The sequence below is a fragment of the Pseudomonas silensiensis genome (assembly GCF_050434865.1).
Taxonomy (GTDB): domain Bacteria; phylum Pseudomonadota; class Gammaproteobacteria; order Pseudomonadales; family Pseudomonadaceae; genus Aquipseudomonas; species Aquipseudomonas fluorescens_W.
The window spans coordinates 88,558-109,636 of sequence record NZ_JBNDJH010000009.1 but is presented as its reverse complement, the minus strand read 5'-3'; the positions used below and the strand labels follow the sequence as shown (position 1 = coordinate 109,636).

At 58.2% G+C, this 21,079-nt stretch carries 22 protein-coding genes; 4 read left to right on the top strand and 18 right to left on the bottom strand.

Annotation, left to right across the window (positions count from 1 at the left end):
• Positions 1 to 376: 376 nt before the first annotated feature.
• The 8 genes from QF010_RS15060 to QF010_RS15025 all read right to left on the bottom strand — a co-directional run bounded on the left by QF010_RS15060 (position 377) and on the right by QF010_RS15025 (position 7,929).
• Positions 377 to 1,243 carry a transporter substrate-binding domain-containing protein gene (locus QF010_RS15060; protein WP_033058528.1) on the bottom strand — a complete coding sequence of 289 codons (867 nt, stop codon included), beginning with the start codon at positions 1,241 to 1,243 and terminating at the stop codon, positions 377 to 379.
• On the bottom strand, positions 1,240 to 2,022 hold the full coding sequence (locus QF010_RS15055) for an amino acid ABC transporter ATP-binding protein (RefSeq protein WP_033058531.1): 783 nt from the start codon (positions 2,020 to 2,022) through the stop codon (positions 1,240 to 1,242). The genes QF010_RS15060 and QF010_RS15055 overlap by 4 nt, the downstream gene beginning before the upstream one ends.
• Positions 2,019 to 2,678: an amino acid ABC transporter permease gene (locus QF010_RS15050; protein ID WP_429533423.1), complete on the bottom strand. Its 660-nt coding sequence runs from the start codon at positions 2,676 to 2,678 to the stop codon at positions 2,019 to 2,021. The genes QF010_RS15055 and QF010_RS15050 overlap by 4 nt, the downstream gene beginning before the upstream one ends.
• Positions 2,659 to 3,324, bottom strand: a complete 666-nt coding sequence (locus QF010_RS15045) for an amino acid ABC transporter permease (RefSeq protein ID WP_008148239.1) — start codon at positions 3,322 to 3,324, stop codon at positions 2,659 to 2,661. Before QF010_RS15045 ends, QF010_RS15050 begins: the two co-directional genes overlap by 20 nt.
• Positions 3,325 to 3,974: 650 nt before the next feature.
• Positions 3,975 to 4,757 (bottom strand): MetQ/NlpA family ABC transporter substrate-binding protein, encoded by a 783-nt coding sequence (locus QF010_RS15040; protein WP_033058537.1) that lies wholly within the window; start codon positions 4,755 to 4,757, stop codon positions 3,975 to 3,977.
• Between the two features lie 176 nt (positions 4,758 to 4,933).
• Positions 4,934 to 5,866, bottom strand: a complete 933-nt coding sequence (locus tag QF010_RS15035) for a sigma 54-interacting transcriptional regulator (protein WP_429533422.1) — start codon at positions 5,864 to 5,866, stop codon at positions 4,934 to 4,936.
• A gap of 58 nt (positions 5,867 to 5,924) precedes the next feature.
• Complete coding sequence (locus QF010_RS15030) at positions 5,925 to 6,506, bottom strand: alpha/beta hydrolase (protein ID WP_429533421.1); 582 nt, start codon at positions 6,504 to 6,506, stop codon at positions 5,925 to 5,927.
• 349 nt (positions 6,507 to 6,855) lie between these two features.
• A complete protein-coding gene (locus QF010_RS15025; protein WP_429533420.1) occupies positions 6,856 to 7,929 on the bottom strand; it encodes a fatty acid desaturase in 1,074 nt (357 codons plus the stop codon).
• A gap of 100 nt (positions 7,930 to 8,029) precedes the next feature.
• On the opposite strand from QF010_RS15025, the gene QF010_RS15020 reads away from it, so the two are divergent.
• The gene (locus QF010_RS15020) at positions 8,030 to 9,034 is read left to right on the top strand and encodes an AraC family transcriptional regulator (protein WP_033058545.1); all 1,005 of its coding nucleotides are present in this window, start codon (positions 8,030 to 8,032) and stop codon (positions 9,032 to 9,034) included.
• Here QF010_RS15020 and QF010_RS15015 read toward each other — a convergent pair whose 3' ends face one another.
• The 4 genes from QF010_RS15015 to QF010_RS15000 all read right to left on the bottom strand — a co-directional run bounded on the left by QF010_RS15015 (position 9,035) and on the right by QF010_RS15000 (position 11,741).
• Positions 9,035 to 10,267 (bottom strand): type II toxin-antitoxin system HipA family toxin, encoded by a 1,233-nt coding sequence (locus tag QF010_RS15015; RefSeq protein ID WP_429533419.1) that lies wholly within the window; start codon positions 10,265 to 10,267, stop codon positions 9,035 to 9,037.
• Entirely contained in the window at positions 10,260 to 10,508 is a 249-nt protein-coding gene (locus QF010_RS15010) for a helix-turn-helix domain-containing protein (RefSeq protein WP_033058548.1), read from the bottom strand. The genes QF010_RS15015 and QF010_RS15010 overlap by 8 nt, the downstream gene beginning before the upstream one ends.
• 110 nt (positions 10,509 to 10,618) lie before the next feature.
• Positions 10,619 to 10,984 carry a response regulator gene (locus QF010_RS15005; protein WP_008148221.1) on the bottom strand — a complete coding sequence of 122 codons (366 nt, stop codon included), beginning with the start codon at positions 10,982 to 10,984 and terminating at the stop codon, positions 10,619 to 10,621.
• A 70-nt stretch (positions 10,985 to 11,054) separates the two neighbouring features.
• Positions 11,055 to 11,741, bottom strand: a complete 687-nt coding sequence (locus QF010_RS15000; protein WP_429533418.1) for a Crp/Fnr family transcriptional regulator — start codon at positions 11,739 to 11,741, stop codon at positions 11,055 to 11,057.
• Positions 11,742 to 11,825: 84 nt separating this feature from the next.
• On the opposite strand from QF010_RS15000, the gene QF010_RS14995 reads away from it, so the two are divergent.
• The gene (locus QF010_RS14995; protein WP_033058551.1) at positions 11,826 to 12,344 is read left to right on the top strand and encodes an Mpo1 family 2-hydroxy fatty acid dioxygenase; all 519 of its coding nucleotides are present in this window, start codon (positions 11,826 to 11,828) and stop codon (positions 12,342 to 12,344) included.
• 80 nt (positions 12,345 to 12,424) lie between these two features.
• Here QF010_RS14995 and QF010_RS14990 read toward each other — a convergent pair whose 3' ends face one another.
• The 6 genes from QF010_RS14990 to dibA form a co-directional block, all read right to left on the bottom strand.
• Positions 12,425 to 13,414, bottom strand: coding sequence for a sulfate/molybdate ABC transporter ATP-binding protein (locus tag QF010_RS14990; protein WP_134419292.1), 990 nt, complete (start codon positions 13,412 to 13,414; stop codon positions 12,425 to 12,427).
• A 3-nt stretch (positions 13,415 to 13,417) separates the two neighbouring features.
• Entirely contained in the window at positions 13,418 to 14,290 is an 873-nt protein-coding gene (gene cysW, locus QF010_RS14985; RefSeq protein WP_033058554.1) for a sulfate ABC transporter permease subunit CysW, read from the bottom strand.
• A gap of 12 nt (positions 14,291 to 14,302) precedes the next feature.
• Entirely contained in the window at positions 14,303 to 15,121 is an 819-nt protein-coding gene (gene cysT / locus QF010_RS14980) for a sulfate ABC transporter permease subunit CysT (RefSeq protein ID WP_033058556.1), read from the bottom strand.
• A 70-nt stretch (positions 15,122 to 15,191) separates the two neighbouring features.
• Entirely contained in the window at positions 15,192 to 16,205 is a 1,014-nt protein-coding gene (locus QF010_RS14975; RefSeq protein ID WP_429533417.1) for a sulfate ABC transporter substrate-binding protein, read from the bottom strand.
• Between the two features lie 70 nt (positions 16,206 to 16,275).
• Complete coding sequence (oscA, locus tag QF010_RS14970) at positions 16,276 to 16,458, bottom strand: sulfur starvation response protein OscA (protein WP_007945260.1); 183 nt, start codon at positions 16,456 to 16,458, stop codon at positions 16,276 to 16,278.
• A 194-nt stretch (positions 16,459 to 16,652) separates the two neighbouring features.
• Complete coding sequence (gene dibA / locus QF010_RS14965; RefSeq protein ID WP_429533416.1) at positions 16,653 to 18,578, bottom strand: phosphodiesterase DibA; 1,926 nt, start codon at positions 18,576 to 18,578, stop codon at positions 16,653 to 16,655.
• Positions 18,579 to 18,725: 147 nt separating this feature from the next.
• On the opposite strand from dibA, the gene desA reads away from it, so the two are divergent.
• Both desA and QF010_RS14955 read left to right on the top strand, forming a co-directional pair.
• On the top strand, positions 18,726 to 19,910 hold the full coding sequence (desA, locus tag QF010_RS14960) for a delta-9 fatty acid desaturase DesA (RefSeq protein ID WP_056745676.1): 1,185 nt from the start codon (positions 18,726 to 18,728) through the stop codon (positions 19,908 to 19,910).
• 151 nt (positions 19,911 to 20,061) lie between these two features.
• On the top strand, positions 20,062 to 21,051 hold the full coding sequence (locus tag QF010_RS14955) for a GGDEF domain-containing protein (protein ID WP_429511402.1): 990 nt from the start codon (positions 20,062 to 20,064) through the stop codon (positions 21,049 to 21,051).
• Positions 21,052 to 21,079: the final 28 nt, after the last annotated feature.

Genomic DNA, 21,079 nt, shown 5'->3' with positions numbered 1-21,079 from the left:
TTGCGTAGCACGAACGTGCCAATGGCGATACGACTGTGAGCTTAGAACAGGGTTCCCAGGGTGCACCTCACGGGTTGAAATAAAGCCTGGCGCACGATGACGTCGACAATAAAGCAGAATCGCGCGCCACGCAGCAGGAGAATCCCGAGTGCAATTGCATTGTGCTGGAGAAGATTCTGGGCCAAACCGGGGCAGCGGATACTGGATGATCCGGTGTGGTATTGGCCGGACTAATCAGCACCTGTTAAACCGAATCGCGAGCAAGCTCGCTCCCACAATGATCTTCAGTGGACACAAAATCTGCGTCTACTCCGAAACCTGTGGGAGCGGGCTTGCCCGCGATGGCGGCTGAAAGATCACTGCAAAGGTTGAAGTATTACCCCTGCCACTTCCCACCCTCGACAATCACGCTCTCAGGCTTGGTGTCATCGCTCAGTTCTTTGCGCACATATTGGTCATACAGTTTGAGCAAAAACTTCTCTTCACCCAGCTTCGCCAACTCGACATTCACCCAATCGCGCAGCTCGATGTTGCCCTTCTTCACTGCCGGCGCAATCGGTGCTTCAGCGCCCAACGTCTGGGTCAGCACGCGATAGCCAGGGTTCTGTTTCGCCCAGCTGAACAGCACCAGATTGTCCTGCGCATACGCATCGCCGCGCCCATTGGCCAACGCTTGCAGGGATTCAGAGTTTTTCTCGAACTTCAGCAGTTTCCAGTCCGGGTGGTTCTTGGTCAGCCAGATGTCGGCCGTAGTGCCAGTGGTGACGATGGTGGTGCGGGTCGCCAGGTCATCAAGGTTTTTCACCGAACTGGCCTGCGGCACCAACGCCTGCACCGCCACCTTGAGGTTCGGATTGGTGAATTCCACCGCTTCCTTACGCTCCGGGGTAACGGTCATGTTGGCCAGAATCAGATCGACCTTGTCGCTTTGCAGGAACGGAATCCGGCTCGCCGGTTCTACCGCGACGAACTCGACCTTGTTCTCATCGCCCAGCAGATCTTTGGCGAATTGACGGCCGATGTCGGTATCGAAACCGACATAACGCCCGGCTTCATTGACGAACCCAAACGGCGGTTTATCGGTGAAGACACCGACGATCAACTTGTCCCGGGCTTTGATTTTTTCCAGATAACTGGCACTGGTGGCCGCCGGTTTGGCGGGTTCTTCGGTTTTGTTGCAACCGGCCAGCAACGCGAGGCCGAGCAGCGGGAGTAGCAGCAGAGACGACTTGGCAGTTTTCATAGCAGTTCCAGTTCCTTTGTTTGAGTCGTTTTGGGTAGTGCGGCGACGTAGGAGAACTTCTCCAGGAACTGCTGCGCTCGTGCGGTTTGCGGGTTCGTAAAGAAAATCTCGGGAGGGTTTTGCTCAAGGATTCGCCCGGCATCCATGAACACAATGCGGTCAGCCACGGCGCGGGCGAAGGCCATTTCGTGGGTGACGATCAACAGGGTCATGCCCTCGCGGGCCAGGCCCTGAATGACTTCCAGCACTTCCTTGACCATTTCCGGGTCAAGGGCGGCGGTGACTTCATCGAACAACATGACTGTCGGGTTCATGCACAGCGAACGGACGATGGCGATGCGTTGCTGCTGGCCACCCGAGAGCTGACGCGGGAAGGCATCTCGCTTGTCCGAAAGTCCCACGCGCTCAAGCAACGCTTCGGCCTGGGCACGGGCCTCGCGGCGGTCGCGCTTCTGCACTTTGACCGGGCCGAGCAGCAGGTTGTCGAGCACGCTCATGTGCGGAAAAAGGTGGTAACTCTGGAACACCATGCCGATCTGCTGCCGAACTTCGCGCCAGTCGGTGCCCTTGTCCAGCAACTCGCGACCGGCAAAATTCAAGCTGCCGCTGTGGGCGACTTCAAGACCATTCAGGCAACGCAGCAAGGTGCTTTTGCCGCAGCCGCTGGGGCCGAGGATGACGATCACTTCGCCCGACTTCACTTGCAGGTCGATGCCGTCAAGCACCTGCTGCTCGCCGAAAAACTTGTTGAAACCCTTGAACTCGATCAATGCGCTCATGCTTGCGTCCAGCTCCGCTCCAGCACGCGCGAGGCGGCCGAGAGCGGGTAGCAGATGAAAAAGAAAAACAGGAACAGTGCGCCGTAGATCAGCACCGATTCGTAAGTGCGCTCGATGATCTGCTGGCCAACCTTGATCACGTCGACCACGCCGATCAGCACCGCCAGCGAGCTGGTCTTGATGATCCGCGTGTAGACGTTGATGGTCGGTGGCGTCATGCGTTTCAGCGCCTGGGGCAGCAGCACGTAACCGTAGAGTTGCGGGCCGTCCAGGCCAATCGACAACCCCGCTTCACGCTGCCCGCGCGGCAGCGAATGCAGCGCGCCGCGCACCACCTCCCCGACTTCGCTGGCGCCCCACAGCGACAACACCAGCACCTCGCACCAGAAGCTCGGAATGCTCAGGCCGAAAAAGATCGGCAGGCCAAAGAACAGCAAGTACAGCCAGACCAGCACCGGAATTGCGCGGAACAACTCCAGATAAACCCGCAGGATTGCGTTCAGCCATGTCGAGTTCAGCGTGCGCAGCACACCGTAAAGCACGCCACCAACGGTGCTGATGGCGATGCTCAGGAAAGAGATCGACAAAGTTTGCGCGGCGCCCTTGCCCAGTTGCGGCAACGACACCCACAGCAATTCAAGACCCGAACTGGCCATGCTGGAGCCTCCTTTCCAGACGGCTGAGCAGTAGCGACAGCGGTAGAAACAGCAGCACGCAAATCAGCGTCAGCACGGCGAGCATTTCGTAGGTTTTGTAGTAGAGCGCGATGTAGCTCTTGGTGGTGTAGAGAATCTCCGGCACCGCCACCGCCGAGACCACGGTGGTTTCCTTGAGCAGGAAAATGAAATTGGCGAACAGCGACGGCAGGCTGAGGATGCCGGCCTGCGGCAGGATCACGTAGCGCAGCAATTGCCCGTGGGACAGGCCGATGGACCGCCCGGACTCGAGCTGCGCCTGAGGCACCGCGTCGACGCCGGCACGCAGCACTTCAGTGAGGTAGGCGCCGCCGAGGAAGGTCATGGTGATGATCGCCGCCGCAAAGCCCGAGACCTTGATGCCCAGCGCCGGCAAGGCGAAGTAGACGAAGAACAGTTGAATCAACAGCGGGGTGTTGCGCGCCAGTTCCACATACAGCCCGACCAGGCGCTGCAAGTAAGGCGTGCGGAACACCAGAATCGTCGCGTTGATCAGCGCCACCAGCAGCGATGTGCCGATGGCGATAAAGCCGACCTGCAACGTCACGCCCACGGCTTTAAGAAACGCCGGCAAGGTGCTGAGGATAAATGCGTAATCGAAGTTCATTGAACATCCTGGACGCCGCAGGGTAAGCGACGGTGGTGCAGTCCATGGGCAGTGGATAACTACCCCGCAGGCATCGACTTTAAAGGTATAAAAAGAAGAATTTAAATACCGTTAAAGCATATTGATATCACGCAAAAAACTATCTTCCGCATTTGCCGCGGCAGCGGAAGACGACTATTTTTCTTTGCGCTGTAGGAAGGATCTTTTTTTCAAAATACCCCTCCAAGGACGGACCGATTTTGGCCAGACTCCCCCGGCCGAACCATCACAAGGAAGAGAAAATGGCTGACGTAAAAGTGCCACAGCGGCTGGATCCGCAGGACATCGTGAAGTTGTTGATGGCGTTGCGCAGGGCTTTGAATACGCGGGGGTAGTTAGAACCTACCCTCACCCTAGCCCTAGCCCTAGCCCTCTCCCAAGGGGAGAGGGGACTGACCGATGTGTTTGTTCGAAATTCTGCGACCTGCAAGTTCAAGTCGAACTCAGGACTTGAAAGGCATGAAGATCTGCTCCCTCTCCCCCGTGGGGAGAGGGCTGGGGTGGCTCTCAAGCCAACTCATTTCCCAAATGCCCTCCAGCACCCAACAAAAAAACGCCGACGCTATATCAGCCGTCGGCGTTTGAAACCTTGAAGGGGTTTACCTCGCGAATCAGAACGCCGGCAATACCGCGCCGCTGTACTTCTTCTCGATGAATGCTTTCACTTCAGGACTGGTCAAGGCCTTGGCCAGTTTCTGGATGGCAACGCTGTCCTTGTTGTCCGGACGGGCCACCAGGAAGTTCACGTAAGGCGAATCTGCACCTTCGATTACCAGCGCGTCTTTAGCCGGGTTCAGACCGGCTTCCAGCGCGTAGTTGGTGTTGATCATGTCCAGGTCGACCTGGTCCAGAACACGCGGCAGCATGGCCGATTCCAGTTCCTTGAACTTGAAGTTGTGCGGGTTCTTGGCGATGTCTTTCGGGGTGGCCAGAGCGTTTTTCGGGTCTTTCAACTCGATCAGGCCAGCCTTCTGCAGCAGGATCAGGGCACGACCGCTGTTGCTGCCTTCGTTCGGGATAGCGATGGTTGCGCCGTCTTTCAGCTCAGCCAGGGTTTTGACTTTCTTCGAGTAGCCGCCGAACGGTTCGACGTGCACGCCGATCACGGTCACCAGGTGGGTACCTTTGCCTTCATTGAAGCTCTTCAGGTACGGCAGGGTCTGGAAGTAGTTGGCGTCCAGACGCTTCTGGTCGACCTGCACGTTCGGCTGAACGTAGTCGGTGAAGACTTTGATTTCCAGGTCCACGCCTTCTTTGGCGAGGGTTGGTTTGATCAGTTCAAGAATCTCGGCGTGTGGAACCGGGGTCGCCGCAACCACCAGTTTCTCGCCAGCCTGAGCCAGGCCCGCGGTCAGGGCAGCCGCCAATGCGGTGAACAACAGAACCTTTTTCATGCAGTGTCCTTATCGAAAATCGCGGTCGTGATCGACGACGGCTTGTTTATTACGAGTGGTTTTTGTAAGTGCTAATGAAGTGCTATCGCTGGCGTGACGCGGACAATACCGGGATTTTTTATTCCCGAACAATATCTTTTATTCACTTTCATATTCCATTTTGTTCATACAGATCGCTACAGCGTCTGCGTCAGGCTTTCGAGCAATTGCTTGAGTGCAGATCGCTCGGCAGCCGTGCCGTTTTTAATCAGCCGAGCCGCTTGTTGCTCGATCTGCACCAAAGGCGGCGGCGCCTCGGGCAGGTTCAAATGCTCCGGCAAAATCTCATCGCCGGTGCTGACCAACAACGCAAAGTGAATGACGTTTTCCAGCTCCCGGGTGTTGCCCGGCCAACTGTGTTGCTCTAACAAATGCTGCGCGGCTTCGCTGATCAGCGGCACCGGCAGGTCCAGGCGTTGGCTATAGATGCCGAGGAAATATTCGGACAGCGACAGAATATCGCCCACCCGCTCACGCAAGGCCGGCAGTTCGAGCTGGCCTTCGCTGAGGTAGTGGTAGAGCCGCTCATTGAATTTTCCGGCGGCCACCGCTTGGGCCAGGTCGATGCTGGTAGCAGCGACCAGGCGCACGTCCACCGGGCTTGGTTGGTGAGCGCCGACCCGAGTGACTTCGTGGTTTTCCAGCGCCGCGAGCAATTTGATCTGGATCGGCAGCGGCAGGTCGCCGATCTCATCCAGGTAGAGCGTCCCGCCGTTGGCAGAACCGAACCAACCCGCGCGACTGCTGGCCGAACCGCTGTAACTGCCAGCGGCATAACCGAACAATTCAGCATCAGCGTAGGTCGGACTGATCGCGCCGCAGTTGACCGAGACGAACAACCCGCCGCGATCACTCGCACGATGGATGTGCCGCGCGAGCAACTCCTTGCCGCTGCCGGTTTCGCCACGGATCAACACCGAGATCGAGCGTGGCGCCAATAGCTCCAGCTCCTGGCGTAGCTGACGGGAACGCGGATCGACAAACACCAGCGCCTTGGCGCGAATGCTCAGGGGACTTTTTTCTGCGTCGGGGAAGGTCAGCAGCGGCTGACCGAAGGCTTCAAAACTCATGGCAGACTCCCGCCCTGAACCGCCGGGAGACGGGGGCGATTTTAAAAGAAGAAAAGGTTCAAGCACGTCGCAGGGCGTGGTGTTCCATTCGGTTTTGCAGGCGATAGAGATAGGCAAAACCCTGCTCCCAGCGCTGGTGACCGGACTTCACGTTGATGTGTCCCGCACCCGACAAAATCCCCGCCTCGGCGCCCCACTGACGAGCCAGTTCCAATGCACGCGGTGTGCTCACGGCGCTGTCGTTGTCGGAGCTGACAACCTGACTCGGGAACGGCAGCAGGTGGGTCGGAATCGGTGCGAAATTGCGCAGGGCCGGTGCGCAGGCCGCACGCTCGACGTCCGCGGGGGCGACCAGCAAGGCGCCGCGAACCTGACGTAAAAACTGCACGGGCGCGGTGGCCGCCCAATGCGCGACAGTGATGCAACCCAGGCTATGGGCGATCAGGATCACCGGCGTGCTGTCGGCGGCAATCGCCTCAGCCAGTGCCGCGACCCAGTCTTCACGACGCGGCGTCAGCCAGTCGGCCTGCTCCACCCGCGCGCTGTTCGGCAGGCTGTTCTGCCAATGGCTTTGCCAATGATCTTCTGGCGATCCTTGCCAGCCCGGCACAATCAGATAGCGAATTGATTCGTTGCGCATGGGGGAACTCTCCTGCTGCGTGTCTGTTCCTGAGCAAGTATAGGGAGGAGAGTTATATTCGTTAAGGAATAAGAAGCTATTTATTAAGACTCATAAGGAATATGCAGCACTTTTGAACAGACAAAAAAGGGGCCGCACCCTGCCAAGGAGACGGCCCCGGAAACTCAAAATCTGCTAGCGCGAACAACATCACTGGATGGGATGATTGACTGAAACGGTTAGCCAATAAAGGAATATTTAATTACTTTATTAGGCCTAAATCGCATATATCGATCACTCCTTGCGTCACAACTTAGCGCCCCTTTGGGTCAAATTGATGACCAACGTTTTGAGTTTCCGAGTGCATCGATCAAGCCTGAGCGGCACGAACCTCCTGCGCCTCTGCTGTTTCCTTGCGCACAAACCGGTTCGCCCGCCCAAACGTTCCGAAATCATTGAACCGCACGCCCATCTCGCGCATCACTTTATGCGCCACCGGCACGGTCATCTGACGGATGTAAAACGGTTCCTTGACCACGAAGTGATGGATGCCGTGACTGCTACCGAAGTTGAAGCAGAACGCCTGCAACGGCCACATCCACCAAGGGTTCAGCACTTGGGTCTGCTGGATCACATTGCCCGGCTCCACGTCACCGTAGTAGTGCATGTTCGAGCTGACGAAATGCAGGCAAAAGGTACGCAACACGTTCGGGCCGATGATCACTACGGCAGCGATATCGATGACTTGCATCACCGACAACGTGGTCGCCGACCATTCGATCGACGTCCCCATCAGATAGGCCATGCCATTGGCTGCATGGAAGCCCAGAAACATGTACCACGCCCCCCAATGCACCAGCGCCAGCGGCGCGTAGACCTTCAGCGCGCGCTTGATGATGCTGATCTTGTGAACCCAGGTCTTGGCCCGCAGCATACGAATGAACGCTGACATCACGTTGTCACCGACCATCAACAGCCGCGCAAATCCCCAGGGTTCGCCGTTGGTGATGGCGCGCTCTTCCATGTCGGATTCTGTGCCGGAGACTTTGTGGTGATTGAGGTGCAGATGTCGACGAATCCACGGATTGATCGTGCTCGGCCGCGCCAGCCACACCAGTCCCATCATCAGGTTGTGCGGCACACGCTGTTTGCGGAAGTACATGCTATGTATCAGGTCGTGTTCCAGCTCGTGGGTCAGCGAGGCAAAAAATGCGTTGAGCAACAGGCATGCCCACCAGGCCATGTCCCCGGTCATGTAGAGCGCCGCCGAGCCAATCATGCCGACCAGCGCGAAGGCCAGAATGCCCGCGCCCAAGGCGTCCTGATGGTTGAGAATCGGGTAGCGCTGACGCAGTTCGACGCCCTTGGCCAGCACCACTTCACGAATATGCGCTGATCGTTGTGCTGCATTCAGTCGCTGGGGACTTGCAGAAGTACCGTGCATGCTTCCATCCTCTGGTTATTGATGTTCGCATCCTGCCTTGTGAACCCTCGCAAAGCGGTAGCCGTGAACGCCAACCTGTTGACCGGAAGCGCCAATCAGCATGACTGAACCGACCTCCCTCGCCAGCTGGACCCGCGCCCTGCGCAAGCAACTCGATGCCCTGGGCCTCGACAGCACCGCCCTGTGCCAACAGGCGGGGCTCGACCCGCAACTGATGGACGACCCGAACGCCCGTTACCCGTTGTCCGGCACCACGCGTCTGTGGGAAATCGCGGTGCAGGTCAGCGGTGATCCGGCGATTGGTTTGCGCGTATCGCGCTTCGTCAGCCCCACCACGTTTCACGCACTCGGTTATGCGCTGGTCGCCAGCGGCAGTCTGCGAGAAGTGTTCGAGCGTATCGTGCGTTATCACCAGGTGGTCAGCGATGCCCTGGATCTGGAACTGACCCGCGCCGAGGACCGCTACCGCTTCCGCCTGAAGATCCCGCCTGGCAATCCGGCCCCGGCCTTCGAAGCCATCGACGCCTTCACGGCGATTTACGTACGCACCTGCCGCAATCGCCTGGGCCGCGATTACGCCCCGCTGGCGGTGTACCTGCGCCGCCCGGAACCGGCGGACCCGCATCAATGGCACAAAGTCTTCCGCTCACCGGTGTACTTCGCCGCCGATGAAGACCGACTGGAATTCGCCGTCGTGGACTTCGACAGCCACCTGGACGACGCCAACCCGGAACTGGCCGAACACAACGAAGCCGTGCTCAAGCGCACCCTCGCCCAACTCAAACCCCTGACCTGGGAACGCAAGGTTCGCGACGCCATTGAGGAGCAATTGCCGGAAGGCGAGCCCAGCGCCGAACACATCGCCCAGGCCCTGCACCTGAGTTTGCGCAGCCTGCAACGGCATCTGGCGGACGAGGGTTGCCGGTTCGATACGCTGCTCAACGAAAGCCGCGAGAATCTGGCGCTGCTGCACCTGCGCGATCCGCAATGCTCATTGAGCGAGATCAGCTACCTGCTGGGATTTGCGGACACGAGCAGCTTCAGCCGCGCATTCAAGCGCTGGACCGGGATGACACCGGGGCAGTTTCGGGATGGGTTGCGGTAATCAGCTTTTGAGCAAGCTGCGCGCTATGCCTGATTTCCACTGTTCGATCATCGCTTCGCCAACCATGGCAAAGGCGCCATTACCCCTGATGTAATCAACCATTTCTGCCATCGCTACATCCATTCCATGAACGACTTGCTGCAGCAATTCATTGCACCGTCCCTCGGTCAGGTTGCAAGCCGACCGACCAAAACGCATCAACATTTTGTGTTTGGGCCACGCCTTTGATCCGCCTAGCAGCAACGCCATGCTGTCTGCCTTGATGTAGACCGAAGTCGTGACGATGTCATAGGCCGGAGCCAGTCTGATTTGCGCATCAGCCCCGCAATGTTCGTACAGCACACCGAAGTTCTTGAGGTGAGCATCGCCATTCTTCAGAGCAGATGACAACGCCACTATTTTGAAAAAAGACTCAAGGGCGTTATTGAGCAATGGCGGGGAGACAAATTCCTTGATCTGCCTCGCGGCGCCTTCGTACGAACCATCGTATTTGGCCTTCGAAGGCCAGGCATTGAGCACGCAAAAATCCTCAAAGCCCAAATAGCCTCTTTCACTCAGATCGAAACGTTCGACGACCAGAAATTTACCGTGATCGCTCAGTTCGAAAACCGGCACTTCAAGGCCCGAATGCAACGCAGCCCTCATGCAGAAGTATTCGTTGGCGGCGAGTTCCGGGTATTCCTCTGGCCGGAACGATTTGACCAGATGCGTTGCCCCGCGATGGGTCAATCGATCGACAGTTGTCGCACTGTCACGGATAAGCACCTTCGGCTGCACACCGGAAACGCCCGAATATTGGCCATAGGTGTGCAGCAAATCTTCGAACAAACCTTGCGCACCGTCATGAACCAGCAGATCCGCAAGGCTGGTTTCAGGGAGCCGGTCGTTCGCCTCTTGCGCGTTTTTAATTCCCACTCGCCCAAGCTGGTGCGGGCCGACGATCGCCAGCATCGCGAAGTCGTCAAACCCTCGAATCGCTTTGCTGAAGCGACGAGTCAATTCATCGCGCAGAGAACCTTCCGGCAGATTCATCTCAAAAACCGGCGGGACTCCTCGCTCCCACGTGTAGCTCTCGAGGCGAGCGGGCATGGTCAATGAGACGGCATTTTCTTCTAGCGCGTCTTCGGCGTAGGCAAACACTGAATCAATGCGAGACTGACCACGGCCGAGGGTTCCGACCGTTGTGCCGGAAACACTGATGTGCAGCCGGTCCTTTTCCTGCTGCTCACCCATGGAAGTTCACCTTTTTGAGGGTGTCCAATGTAGGACGCATCGACCGCCGCGGCACGGCCGTCAGTTCGTACCCGAAGCCATTGAGGATCGCTTCAACCTTGCGCAGGCCAATTTCGGAAATGGTGTTGTTCTCAATACCCGAAATCGTGGAACGGCTCATGCCGTACTGCTTTGCCAGGTCCTGTTGAGACATTTTTCGTTCTTTGCGCAGCAACCTGATCAGTTCGCCGAGGTTTTCCATTCCACTCACCCGCATCATATACAGTGCATATTTACTGAAATGTTTTATTTGCATTGTATTTAATGCATAACCAAGTCGAAGTCTAGCTCATTGATTGATCGGACCCGGTTTCAGCGCCCCCGATCCCGCCGCAACAACTTGCGCACTCGCTTCACCAACTCGCTCACGGCAAACGGCTTGAGCAGGTAATCATCCTCATGCAACTCCAGGTCGCGCAGGCGATCCTCGATACCGTCCTTGGTGGTCAGGAACAGCACCGGCGTATCACCGAGCTTGCGGATCTGCTGCAGCAACTGCCAGCCATTGAGCCCCGGCAGCATCACGTCGAGGATGATCAGCTCGTATTCGCCAGACTCGATGAAACGACGGCCGTCCATACCGTTGACCGCCACATCGACTGAGTAACTTGCCTCGTTCAGACCTTTAGCCAGGAGTTTGGCGGTCTCAGGTTCGTCTTCCACTAACAGCACACGCATGGCACACCTCGATTGTCGTCATCACAGGCTAGGCGCCTTCGCGCCCAAAGCCCACCCCTAACGCCGGGTTTCAGATAATCGCCAACTTCCGCAATCGTTGCGCATCCAGAATCTCGATCTCGCCGTACTTGAGATTCACAATCCCCTGCCCCTGCAAGTCCTGGAGAATCTGGTTGGTGGTCTGGCGCGACAGCGACAGCATCGACGCCAATTGTTCCTGGGGCAGTTGCAACACCCGTCGCGGCGGGTCGATTTCGCCGTAACCCTCGGCGATCATCAGCAAGCGATGCGCCAGTCGAGCGGCGGTTGGCATGAGGCTCAGTTGTTCGAGATTGATGAAGGTCAGGCGCAGTTTCTGGCTCATCAGCAATGCCAGTTGCCGCCAGTACGCCGGTTGTTCATCAAGCAACGTCAGCAGCACGGTTTGCGGAATGTGCAACAGGACGCATTGACCCAGACCGAACGCATCATGAGTGCGCGGCTGACCATCAAACAGGCAGATTTCGCCGAACCAGTGGGGCGACTCCACCAGGCTCAACAGCGCCTCCTTGCCCTGCTCGCTCACGGCGCCGATGCGCACCGAACCTTCGAGCACCGCGTACAGCCCGCACGGTGGATCGCCGCGCTTGAACAGCCGCTGGCCTGGCGACAACCGCCGCACCCTGGCGGCGGCCAGCAGACTATCCTGTAAAGAAACAGGTAAATGGCTGAACCACTGCCCTTTATCCAGCCGCGAACGCCAAACCTGCATGCCCATGAAAACTCCTGGAGATTGTCGCCTGCCTGACAGAGCGAAATGTGGACCCGGGGCATGATCCATCACCCAACAGGAGGAACAACAATGAAAAGCCTCGTCGACCATCTCAGTCAATACGCCGCCTACCACCGTGACCCGCGCAATATTGCCAGCCACTTTATCGGTATTCCGCTGATTGTGGTGGCCGTGGCGGTATTGCTGTCGCGGCCGCAATGGGCCGGGGGCTGGGTTTCGCCGGCGGTGCTGGTCGCGCTGGCGTCGGCGTGGTTTTACCTGCGCCTGGAGTTGCGCCTCGGGGTGTTGATGACCGTGTTGCTCGGCCTGTGCATTTGGGCGGGTCAGGTTCTTGCGCAGCAAAGCACGCTGGTCTGGCTGGCGAGCGGCATCGGGATGTTTGTGGTGGGTTGGGCGATTCAGTTTGTCGGTCATCACTACGAAGGACGCAAACCGGCGTTTGTCGATGATGTGACGGGGTTGATTGTCGGGCCGTTGTTCGTGGTGGTTGAGTTGGCGTTTTTGCTGGGGTTGCGGCATGACCTCAAAGAGCAGATCGAGGCGCGGGTGGGTGGCGTGCGAATCAATCCGAATCGCGCTGCCATATAGATCGCTTTCGCGGGCAAAGCTCGCTCCTACAGGGATATCCGTGACCTGTAGGAGCGAGGCTTGCCCGCGAAGCTTTTGCTTTAGATGTTGGCGACTTTCTGCCAGACCTTGGGCTTGAAGAACAGCGTCTCGCCCTTCGCCAACCCGATCAGGCTGTCGTGATCTTTCACCACCTCGGCCTCGATCAATTCGCTCTGGCCTTCGACCTTCAGCGTCACCCGTGTCGTCGCGCCCAACGGACGAATATCCCGCACCTCGGCCGCGTGGTGATCCTCCAGCTCATGACGCGACAGCGACACTTCGTGAGGACGGAACAGCACATGGTTGTCTTCACCCAGATGCAGCCGGTTCGAATCGCCCAGGAAGTGATAAACGAAATCGCTGGCCGGGTTTTCGTAAACGTCGCCCGGTGAGCCGATCTGCTCGATCACGCCCTTGTTCATCACCACGATGCGGTCGGCGACTTCCATCGCTTCTTCCTGGTCGTGAGTCACGAACACCGAGGTCAGGTTGATGTCTTCGTGCAGCCGCGCCAACCAGCGACGCAGTTCTTTACGGACCTTGGCGTCGAGGGCGCCGAAGGGCTCGTCGAGCAGCAGGACTTTCGGTTCCACCGCCAACGCGCGAGCCAGGGCGATACGCTGACGCTGGCCACCGGAGAGTTGCTCCGGGTAGCGATCCGACAGCCAATCCAGTTGCACCATATTCAGCAGTTCGTGGACTTTCACCGCGATCTGGCTTTCGCTCGGGCGCTGGTTTTTCGGTTTCATGCGCAGGCCGAACGCGACGTTGTCGAACACCGTCATGTGGCGGAACAGCGCGTAGTGCTGGAACACGAAACCGACGTTGCGATCACGCACATCATGGCCGGAGACGTCTTCACCGTGGAACACGATGTTGCCCTTATCCGGGGTTTCCAGACCGGCGATGATCCGCAGCAGGGTGGTTTTGCCGCAGCCGGACGGGCCAAGCAGCGCCACGAGTTCGCCGCTTTGAATGTCCAGGCTGATGTTGTCCAGCGCCTTGAACGCGTGAAAATTCTTGCTGACGTTACGCACTTCGATCGACATGACTTATTCCTCCGCGGCGCTGGCGCGCAGGCGGTTAATACGGTTTTCGCTCCACTGCTTGAGCAGCAGGATGAAGAGCGCCAGGATCAGCAACAGGCTCGCCACGGCGAACGCCGCCACGTGGTTGTATTCGTTGTAGAGGATCTCGACGTGCAGCGGCAGGGTGTTGGTCACCCCGCGAATGTGCCCGGAAACCACCGACACCGCACCAAACTCCCCCATGGCCCGCGCCGTACACAGCACCACGCCGTAGATCAGGCCCCATTTGATGTTGGGAACGGTGACGTGCCAGAACATCTGCCAGCCATTGGCCCCGAGCAAACGCGCGGCCTCTTCTTCCTGCGTGCCTTGTTCCTGCATCAGCGGGATCAGTTCGCGCGCCACGAACGGCACGGTGACGAAGATCGTCGCCAGCACGATGCCCGGCAACGCGAAGACGATCTGGATGTCATGGTCCTGCAACCACGGACCAAACAGGCCCTGAGCACCGAACATCAGCACGTAGACCAGACCGGCGATTACCGGCGACACCGAAAAAGGCAGGTCGATCAGCGTGACCAGCATGCTCTTGCCGCGGAACGAGTACTTGCTCACGCACCACGCGGCGCTGACACCGAACACCAGGTTCAGCGGCACTGAAATCAGCACGGCGATCAGCGTGAGTTTCAGGGCCGACAAGGCGTCGGGTTCGAAAATCGCGGTGAAAAATGCGCCGAGGCCATTTTTCAGTCCCTGGGACACCACGATGAACAGCGGCAGCAACAGGAACAGCGCAAAAATCAGCCAGCCAAGGCTGATCAGGATTCGCCGCGAAGTGGCACTGCCACGGCGGGCGGCGTTGGCCGAGGAAGCGGCGCTAATAGACGATTGGGACATTTTCGCGCCTCCTTATGGGGTTTCGATGCGCCGCTGCAGCAAGTTGATCAGCAGCAACAGGACGAAGGAAACCACCAGCATCAGTACACCAATGGACGTGGCGCCGGTGTAATCGTACTGGTCGAGTTTGACCATGATCAGCAGCGGCAGGATCTCGGTTTTCATCGGCATATTGCCGGCGATGAAAATCACCGAACCGTACTCGCCGACCCCGCGGGCAAAGGCCAACGCAAAACCTGTCAGCCACGCGGGCAACAACGCGGGCACCAGAATATGACGGAAAACCTGCAACGGTTTTGCACCCAGGCACGCCGCCGCTTCTTCCACTTCACGAGGGATATCAGCCAATACTGGCTGTACGGTACGTACTACGAATGGAAGTGTCACAAAAGTGAGGGCAAGGGTGATGCCGAGGGGGGTGTACGCGATCTTGAAACCCAGGTCCGCTGCAAACTGACCCACCAAACCGGTGGGGGTGTACAACGCAGTGAGCGCGATACCGGCCACCGCAGTGGGCAACGCGAAGGGCAAGTCGATCATCGCGTCGATGACTTTGCGTCCCGGGAAGGTATAGCGCACCAGCACCCAGGCCAGCAGCGTGCCGATGATGCCGTTGATGATCGCGGCATAGAGCGCGGTGCCGAAACTGAGCTTCAACGCCGCCAGCACCCGTGGCGCCGAAATAATTGCCCAGAACTGGTCCCAGGTGAGTTGAGCGGCATGCACGAACATCGCCGCCAGTGGAATGAGCACAATCAGGCTGAGGTACACCAAGGTGTAGCCCAGCGTCAGCCCGAAGCCGGGTATGACGGGGGAGATACGACGCGACATAAAAGTCCTTGGTTGAGAACGCGCAAAGCCTCGAATCGGAATTCGAGGCTCGTTGATGGCTTATTTCAGGTTATTGCGCCTGATAAATCTGGTCGAACACGCCACCGTCGTTGAAGAATTTCGGTTGAGCGGTTTTCCAGCCGCCGAAATCCTTGTCGATGGTCACCAGGTCCAGTGTCGGGAACTGTTTGGCGTACTTGGCGGCAACATCCTTGTCACGTGGACGATAGAAGTTTTTTGCCGCGATTTCCTGGCCGGCCGGGCTGTACAGGTGCTTGAGGTACGCTTCGGCGATCTCGGTGTTGCCCTTTTTCTCGGCGTTTTTGTCGACCACGGCCACCGGAGGTTCGGCGAGGATCGACAGCGATGGCACGACAATGTCGAACTTGTCAGCGCCGCCGTCTTCTTTCAAGGCCAGGAAGGCTTCGTTTTCCCAGGCCAGCAACACATCGCCCTGACCGTTGTTGACGAAGGTAATAGTCGAACCGCGAGCACCGGTGTCCAGCACAGGAACGTGCTTGAACAGGGTTTGCACGTATTCCTTGGCTTTCGCTTCGTTACCGCCATTGGCTTTCAGGCCATAGGCCCACGCCGCGAGGAAGTTCCAACGTGCGCCGCCGGAGGTTTTCGGGTTCGGGGTGATGACTTCCACGCCGTTCTTGGTCAGGTCGCCCCAGTCCTTGATGCCTTTAGGGTTGCCCTTGCGCACCAGGAACACGATGGTCGAGGTGTAAGGCGTGCTCGCTTCCGGCAGACGCGTCTGCCAATCCGATGGCAGGGTCTTGCCGAGCTTGGCGATTTCGTCGATGTCACCGGCCAGGGCCAGGGTCACCACGTCGGCACGCAGACCGTCGATCACTGCCCGACCCTGCTTGCCCGAACCACCGTGGGACTGCTGGATTTTCACACTGTCGCCAGCGTGGTCTTTCTGCCAGAACTTGACGAATTCAGCGTTGTAGTCCTGATACAGCTCGCGAGTCGGGTCGTACGACACGTTAAGCAGTTCGTAATCCTTGGCAACCGCGGAACCAGCAAAAAGGGCACTGGCCAAGGCGGCCAAAGCGAAATGACGAATCGACGACATGGTGAAAGCTCCTGGAATTCTGATTGTGTTGGCTTTTTCTTATGGTGTGCTGGTATCGGGTTGCCGGTTTTTAACTCGGTTTGTTGCTTGGGTTCTGCAACCGGAATTTTTCTTTGCGTTCGATCTGGACCACCTGGGCGTTGTGCACGGTGATTTCCACTGCGCCAAAACGCAGATCGCGCAAGGCGCTCTGGATCTCACGCAAAATGGTTGCTTCGTCCTGGCCGTCAACGCTACGTAGGGATGCGCTCATGGTGCTGCTCCTTCAACTAGAGGTTGCCTGGCAGTGGCGGGACTGCTTGCGGCGTGAAACCAATAGTAGATAAGCGCAGATATTCTTAAAAAGACTATTTAAGAATTTTAATATAACCAAAAACTGATAAAGGACCGGGGACAGGGACGCGGAGCGTCCCGGGCGGCATTCCCACTCAGAGGGGGGGGGAACGATCAGTGCTGAAGAATCAATGGAGCACCCTTCCAATCCACTTGCCCAGCCGGCACTGGCCGTCCAAACCAGTACCCCTGCCCCAGATCGCAGCCGTGTTCGAGCAGAAAGGCCGCCTGCTCGACCTGCTCGATCCCCTCGGCATGAACCTGCATCCCCATGCTCCGGGCCAGCGCGATGATCACCCGCACAATCGCCGCGTCATCTTCATCCCACGGCAACCCGGCAACGAAGCCCTGATCGATCTTGAGTTTCTGTACCGGCATTCGCTTGAGGCGCAGCAACGACGAATAGCCTGTACCGAAGTCATCGATGGCCAGCCGCACACCTAATTCGCGCAACCTGTGCATCTGCTCCAGCGCGACTTCCGGGTCATCCATCACGGCGCTCTCGGTGACTTCCAGCTCCAGACAGGCAGGATCCAGCCCGGTTTCGTGCAGCACCTTCGCCACCTGCCCAAACAGCTCACGGCGGGCGAACAAACGAGAAGAAACATTCACCGCGACAAACGACAACACCACCCCAGCCTGCTGCCATTGGCACATCTGCTCACACGCCTGGCGCATCACCCAGGCATCAATTTCGGCGATCAGACCGGTGCGCTCGGCAATGGGAATGAATTCTGCCGGCGACACCAACCCTCGCTGCGGATGCTCCCAGCGCACCAATGCCTCGACGCCGATCAGGCGGCTGGTCTTGAGGTCGTGAACCGGTTGGTAATAAACCCGCAACTCCTGCTGCTCCAGTGCACGGCGCAATTCGAATGCAGTCTCGACCCGTTGCTGGGCATGGGCGGTCAATTCTTCGGTATAGAGGGCGTAGCCGTTGCGGCCGGCCCCCTTGGCCTTGAACAGCGCCGAGTCGGAGTTGCGCAACAGCTGCTCGGCGCTCAAGGCGTCGCCGGGGAACAGGCTGATGCCCACGCTGATATTGACGAACAACTGATGCCCGTCGATCTGGAACGGTTCTTTTAGGCCATCGATGATCCGCTGAGCCAGCGCCGCCGCGTGCACCATTTGCGGACAGCTTTCAGCCAGCACGGCGAACTCGTCACCGCCAAGGCGCGCCAGCGTGATCCCCGGACCGACCATCGCTTTCAAACGCTCGGCAACGCCCTTGAGCAACTGGTCCCCAATGCTATGCCCGAGGCTGTCGTTGATCATCTTGAAGTGATCAAGATCAATCATCAGCAACGCGCAGCCGCGCTTGTGGATCTGCGCCGAAGCCAGAGCCTGCTCGGTGCGGTCGGTGAACAGCAAACGGTTGGGCAGATCGGTCAGCGGATCGTAGTGAGCCAGGTGCGTCAGCTCATGTTCGGAGTTCTTGATTGCGCTAATGTCGGAAAACACCGCCACGTAATGGCTGCGCCGCCCGTTCTCGTCGTCAATGATGCGGATGGTTTGCCATTGCGGGTAGATCTCGCCGCTTTTGCGGCGGTTCCAGATTTCCCCGCTCCACTCGCCGGTGCTGTTGAGTGTCGCGAACATCGCCCGGTAGAAGCCCGGCGGGTGATGACCGGACTTGAACAAATTGGGTTGCTGACCCAGCACCTCCTCACGCTGATAACCGGTGATTTCCATAAAGGCCCGGTTCACATGAACGATCAGGCCTTCGCTATCAGTGACCAATACCCCTTCACGCGTGCAATCGAACACCGCGGCCGCCTGACGCAAACGCTCGCGCTCTTCAGTGCGCTCACGCAATTTGGCGCCGATCCCCAGGCAACGAAACAATCGCGCCCGCGCGAGAAAAATCAAACCGGCACTGAATGCCGCCCAGGCATAACCGTTGATCAGTTGCCATCGCATTAGCTCAGCAGAGCTATCGAAGAAACTGTTCAATAAATGACCGCTGAACAGCAGCCAACCTATAGAAACCAGAAGGTAAAGCAGGGCTGCACGCAAAGCATCGCGATAGGTGGCAGACATTCGGCTATCCATGTCCCTTCAAAATGGATGGAATTATAGTTTAAAGAAACATCCAGCCACTCTTATCTGAAAGGGCGACTGGTTTTATCTGTGAGCTAAGTGATAATGCAACGGCTGTTTTTTTCTTTATCGAGGGCGCAATAGCCTATGTGGTACGAAGGTTTTCTCGGCTTGTCGCCCTGGTCACTGGTGGCAGTCACCCTGCTGATGACCCACGTGACGATCATCGGCGTCACGGTCTATCTGCATCGTTATTCAGCCCATCGCTCGCTTGAGCTCAATGCTGGCCTGAAACATTTCTTCCGCTTCTGGCTGTGGCTGACCACGGCACAGAACACCCGTGAGTGGACCGCTATCCACCGCAAGCACCATGCCAAATGCGAAACCGTCGATGACCCGCACAGCCCGGTCATCAAGGGCCTGTCCACCGTTCTGCGCAAAGGTGCCGAGCTGTACCGCGCCGAGGCGGAGAATCCGGAGACCCTGCGCATCTACGGCAAGAACTGCCCCGAAGACTGGATCGAGCGCAACCTGTACAGCCGTTTTCCGCTGCTGGGCGTGGCGATCATGGGCGTCATCGACCTGCTGCTGTTCGGCACCATCGGCATCACCATCTGGGCGATCCAGATGATGTGGATCCCGGTCTGGGCCGCTGGCGTGGTCAATGGCCTGGGCCATGCCATCGGCTACCGCAACTTCGAATGCCGCGATGCGGCGACCAATCTGGTGCCTTGGGGCATCCTGATCGGCGGCGAAGAACTGCATAACAACCATCACACCTACCCTAATTCGGCAAAACTGTCGGTGAAGAAGTGGGAATTCGATCTCGGCTGGGCCTGGATCCAGGTCTTCAGCTTCCTGCGTCTGGCCAAGGTTCAGCGGGTCGCGCCCATCGCCCATCGGGTCGAAGGCAAAGGCAACCTGGACATGGACACCGCCATGGCGATCCTCAACAACCGCTTCCAGATCATGGCCCAGTACCGCAAATTGGTGATCGCACCGCTGGTCAAACAAGAGCTGGAAAAGGTCGATCACTCGGTCCGTCACCAGTTCCACCGCGCCAAGCGCCTGCTCTCGCGGGAAACCAGCCTGCTGGATGACAAACACCACATTCGCATCCAGACCATGCTCGAGCACAGTCAGGCGCTGAAGGTAATTTACGAGAAACGCCTGGCCTTGCAGCAGATCTGGGTCAAGACCAGCTCAAATGGTCACGACATGCTGGCCGCCATCAAGGATTGGGTACACGAAGCCGAAGCCAGCGGAATTCAATCCCTGCGCGACTTCGCCGATCAGTTGAAAACCTACTCCCTGCGCCCCGCCGCTGTCTGACGCCGTTGATCGGTGCGCCCCGCTCATGGGCGCACCCTTCGGAACTAAGCTCCAAATCCCCTATCTCAAAAGACACTTCGCCATCCAGGCGGGCTCTGGTATTGGCCGCTTTCGAACCTCGAGCGGCACACGCCCTTTGAGATTTGTGTCGATGCTCAATAAAAGCCTACAAGACTCATCCCTCCCGCAGTGGCCCGAAGCCGCGCAAACCCTGCTGGCGCTGATGCATGCACAAGGCGAAGTGGCGCGCTTGAGCGAACGCGAACAACTGTTCAGCGCGCTGCTGGTGAGCGTCAACGCGGTGCTTTGGGCTTTCGACTGGGAATCCCGTCGGGTGCTCTATGTCAGCCCTGCGTATGAACGGATTTTCGGCCGCTCCGCTGGCTTGTTGCTGTCCGACTACAACCAATGGCGCGACAGCATTTACCCCGACGATCTGGACTATGCCGAACGCAGCCTGGCCGAAGTACTGGTGAAAGGTTCCGTTGAAGACCGCGAATACCGAATCATTGCCGCCGACGGCCAGGTCCGCTGGCTCAGTGACAAGTGCTTCATCAACCGTCAGGCCGAGCCGGGGCAACCAGTGATCATCGTCGGCATTGCCGAAGACATTACTGACAAGAAGCAGATGGAAACCGAGCTGCAACGCCTGGCCACCACCGACGTGCTGACCCAGAGCAGCAACCGTCGACACTTCTTCGACTGCGCCCACCGTGAATTCGAACAGGCACGGCACCAAGGCACGCCGCTGGCCTTCCTGCTTCTGGACATCGATGACTTCAAAGTAATCAACGATACCTACGGCCACCAGGAAGGCGACAACGTGCTGCAACGAATCGCCGAGAGCGGTCGCGCGGTGTTGCGTCGCGGTGATGTGTTCGGGCGAGTTGGCGGTGAGGAATTCGCAGCCGTGTTTCCCGGCTGTGCGACAGACATGGCCATGCAAGTGGCCGAGCGCCTGCAACGGGAGATTCAGCGCTTAAGCTTCAGCCATGGCGACCAGACATTCGGCATCACCGTCAGCCAGGGCCTGACCAGCCTCACCGACGAGGACGAAAGCGTCGATAGCCTGTTTGCCCGCGCGGATGCGGCAATGTACAAAGCCAAACACCAGGGCAAGAACCGCATCGTTTCCGGCTAGGTTTTTGGATCGTTCCCACGCTATGCGT

What these genes read in the sequence shown, in the direction of transcription:
- QF010_RS15060 (WP_033058528.1), bottom strand. Translation starts at nt 1,243, where the DNA reads ATGAAAACTGCCAAGTCGTCTCTGCTGCTACTCCCGCTGCTCGGCCTC.
- QF010_RS15055 (WP_033058531.1), bottom strand. Translation starts at nt 2,022, where the DNA reads ATGAGCGCATTGATCGAGTTCAAGGGTTTCAACAAGTTTTTCGGCGAG.
- QF010_RS15050 (WP_429533423.1), bottom strand. Translation starts at nt 2,678, where the DNA reads ATGGCCAGTTCGGGTCTTGAATTGCTGTGGGTGTCGTTGCCGCAACTG.
- QF010_RS15045 (WP_008148239.1), bottom strand. Translation starts at nt 3,324, where the DNA reads ATGAACTTCGATTACGCATTTATCCTCAGCACCTTGCCGGCGTTTCTT.
- QF010_RS15040 (WP_033058537.1), bottom strand. Translation starts at nt 4,757, where the DNA reads ATGAAAAAGGTTCTGTTGTTCACCGCATTGGCGGCTGCCCTGACCGCG.
- QF010_RS15035 (WP_429533422.1), bottom strand. Translation starts at nt 5,866, where the DNA reads ATGAGTTTTGAAGCCTTCGGTCAGCCGCTGCTGACCTTCCCCGACGCA.
- QF010_RS15030 (WP_429533421.1), bottom strand. Translation starts at nt 6,506, where the DNA reads ATGCGCAACGAATCAATTCGCTATCTGATTGTGCCGGGCTGGCAAGGA.
- QF010_RS15025 (WP_429533420.1), bottom strand. Translation starts at nt 7,929, where the DNA reads ATGCACGGTACTTCTGCAAGTCCCCAGCGACTGAATGCAGCACAACGA.
- QF010_RS15020 (WP_033058545.1), top strand. Translation starts at nt 8,030, where the DNA reads ATGACTGAACCGACCTCCCTCGCCAGCTGGACCCGCGCCCTGCGCAAG.
- QF010_RS15015 (WP_429533419.1), bottom strand. Translation starts at nt 10,267, where the DNA reads ATGGGTGAGCAGCAGGAAAAGGACCGGCTGCACATCAGTGTTTCCGGC.
- QF010_RS15010 (WP_033058548.1), bottom strand. Translation starts at nt 10,508, where the DNA reads ATGGAAAACCTCGGCGAACTGATCAGGTTGCTGCGCAAAGAACGAAAA.
- QF010_RS15005 (WP_008148221.1), bottom strand. Translation starts at nt 10,984, where the DNA reads ATGCGTGTGCTGTTAGTGGAAGACGAACCTGAGACCGCCAAACTCCTG.
- QF010_RS15000 (WP_429533418.1), bottom strand. Translation starts at nt 11,741, where the DNA reads ATGGGCATGCAGGTTTGGCGTTCGCGGCTGGATAAAGGGCAGTGGTTC.
- QF010_RS14995 (WP_033058551.1), top strand. Translation starts at nt 11,826, where the DNA reads ATGAAAAGCCTCGTCGACCATCTCAGTCAATACGCCGCCTACCACCGT.
- QF010_RS14990 (WP_134419292.1), bottom strand. Translation starts at nt 13,414, where the DNA reads ATGTCGATCGAAGTGCGTAACGTCAGCAAGAATTTTCACGCGTTCAAG.
- cysW (WP_033058554.1), bottom strand. Translation starts at nt 14,290, where the DNA reads ATGTCCCAATCGTCTATTAGCGCCGCTTCCTCGGCCAACGCCGCCCGC.
- cysT (WP_033058556.1), bottom strand. Translation starts at nt 15,121, where the DNA reads ATGTCGCGTCGTATCTCCCCCGTCATACCCGGCTTCGGGCTGACGCTG.
- QF010_RS14975 (WP_429533417.1), bottom strand. Translation starts at nt 16,205, where the DNA reads ATGTCGTCGATTCGTCATTTCGCTTTGGCCGCCTTGGCCAGTGCCCTT.
- oscA (WP_007945260.1), bottom strand. Translation starts at nt 16,458, where the DNA reads ATGAGCGCATCCCTACGTAGCGTTGACGGCCAGGACGAAGCAACCATT.
- dibA (WP_429533416.1), bottom strand. Translation starts at nt 18,578, where the DNA reads ATGTCTGCCACCTATCGCGATGCTTTGCGTGCAGCCCTGCTTTACCTT.
- desA (WP_056745676.1), top strand. Translation starts at nt 18,726, where the DNA reads ATGTGGTACGAAGGTTTTCTCGGCTTGTCGCCCTGGTCACTGGTGGCA.
- QF010_RS14955 (WP_429511402.1), top strand. Translation starts at nt 20,062, where the DNA reads ATGCTCAATAAAAGCCTACAAGACTCATCCCTCCCGCAGTGGCCCGAA.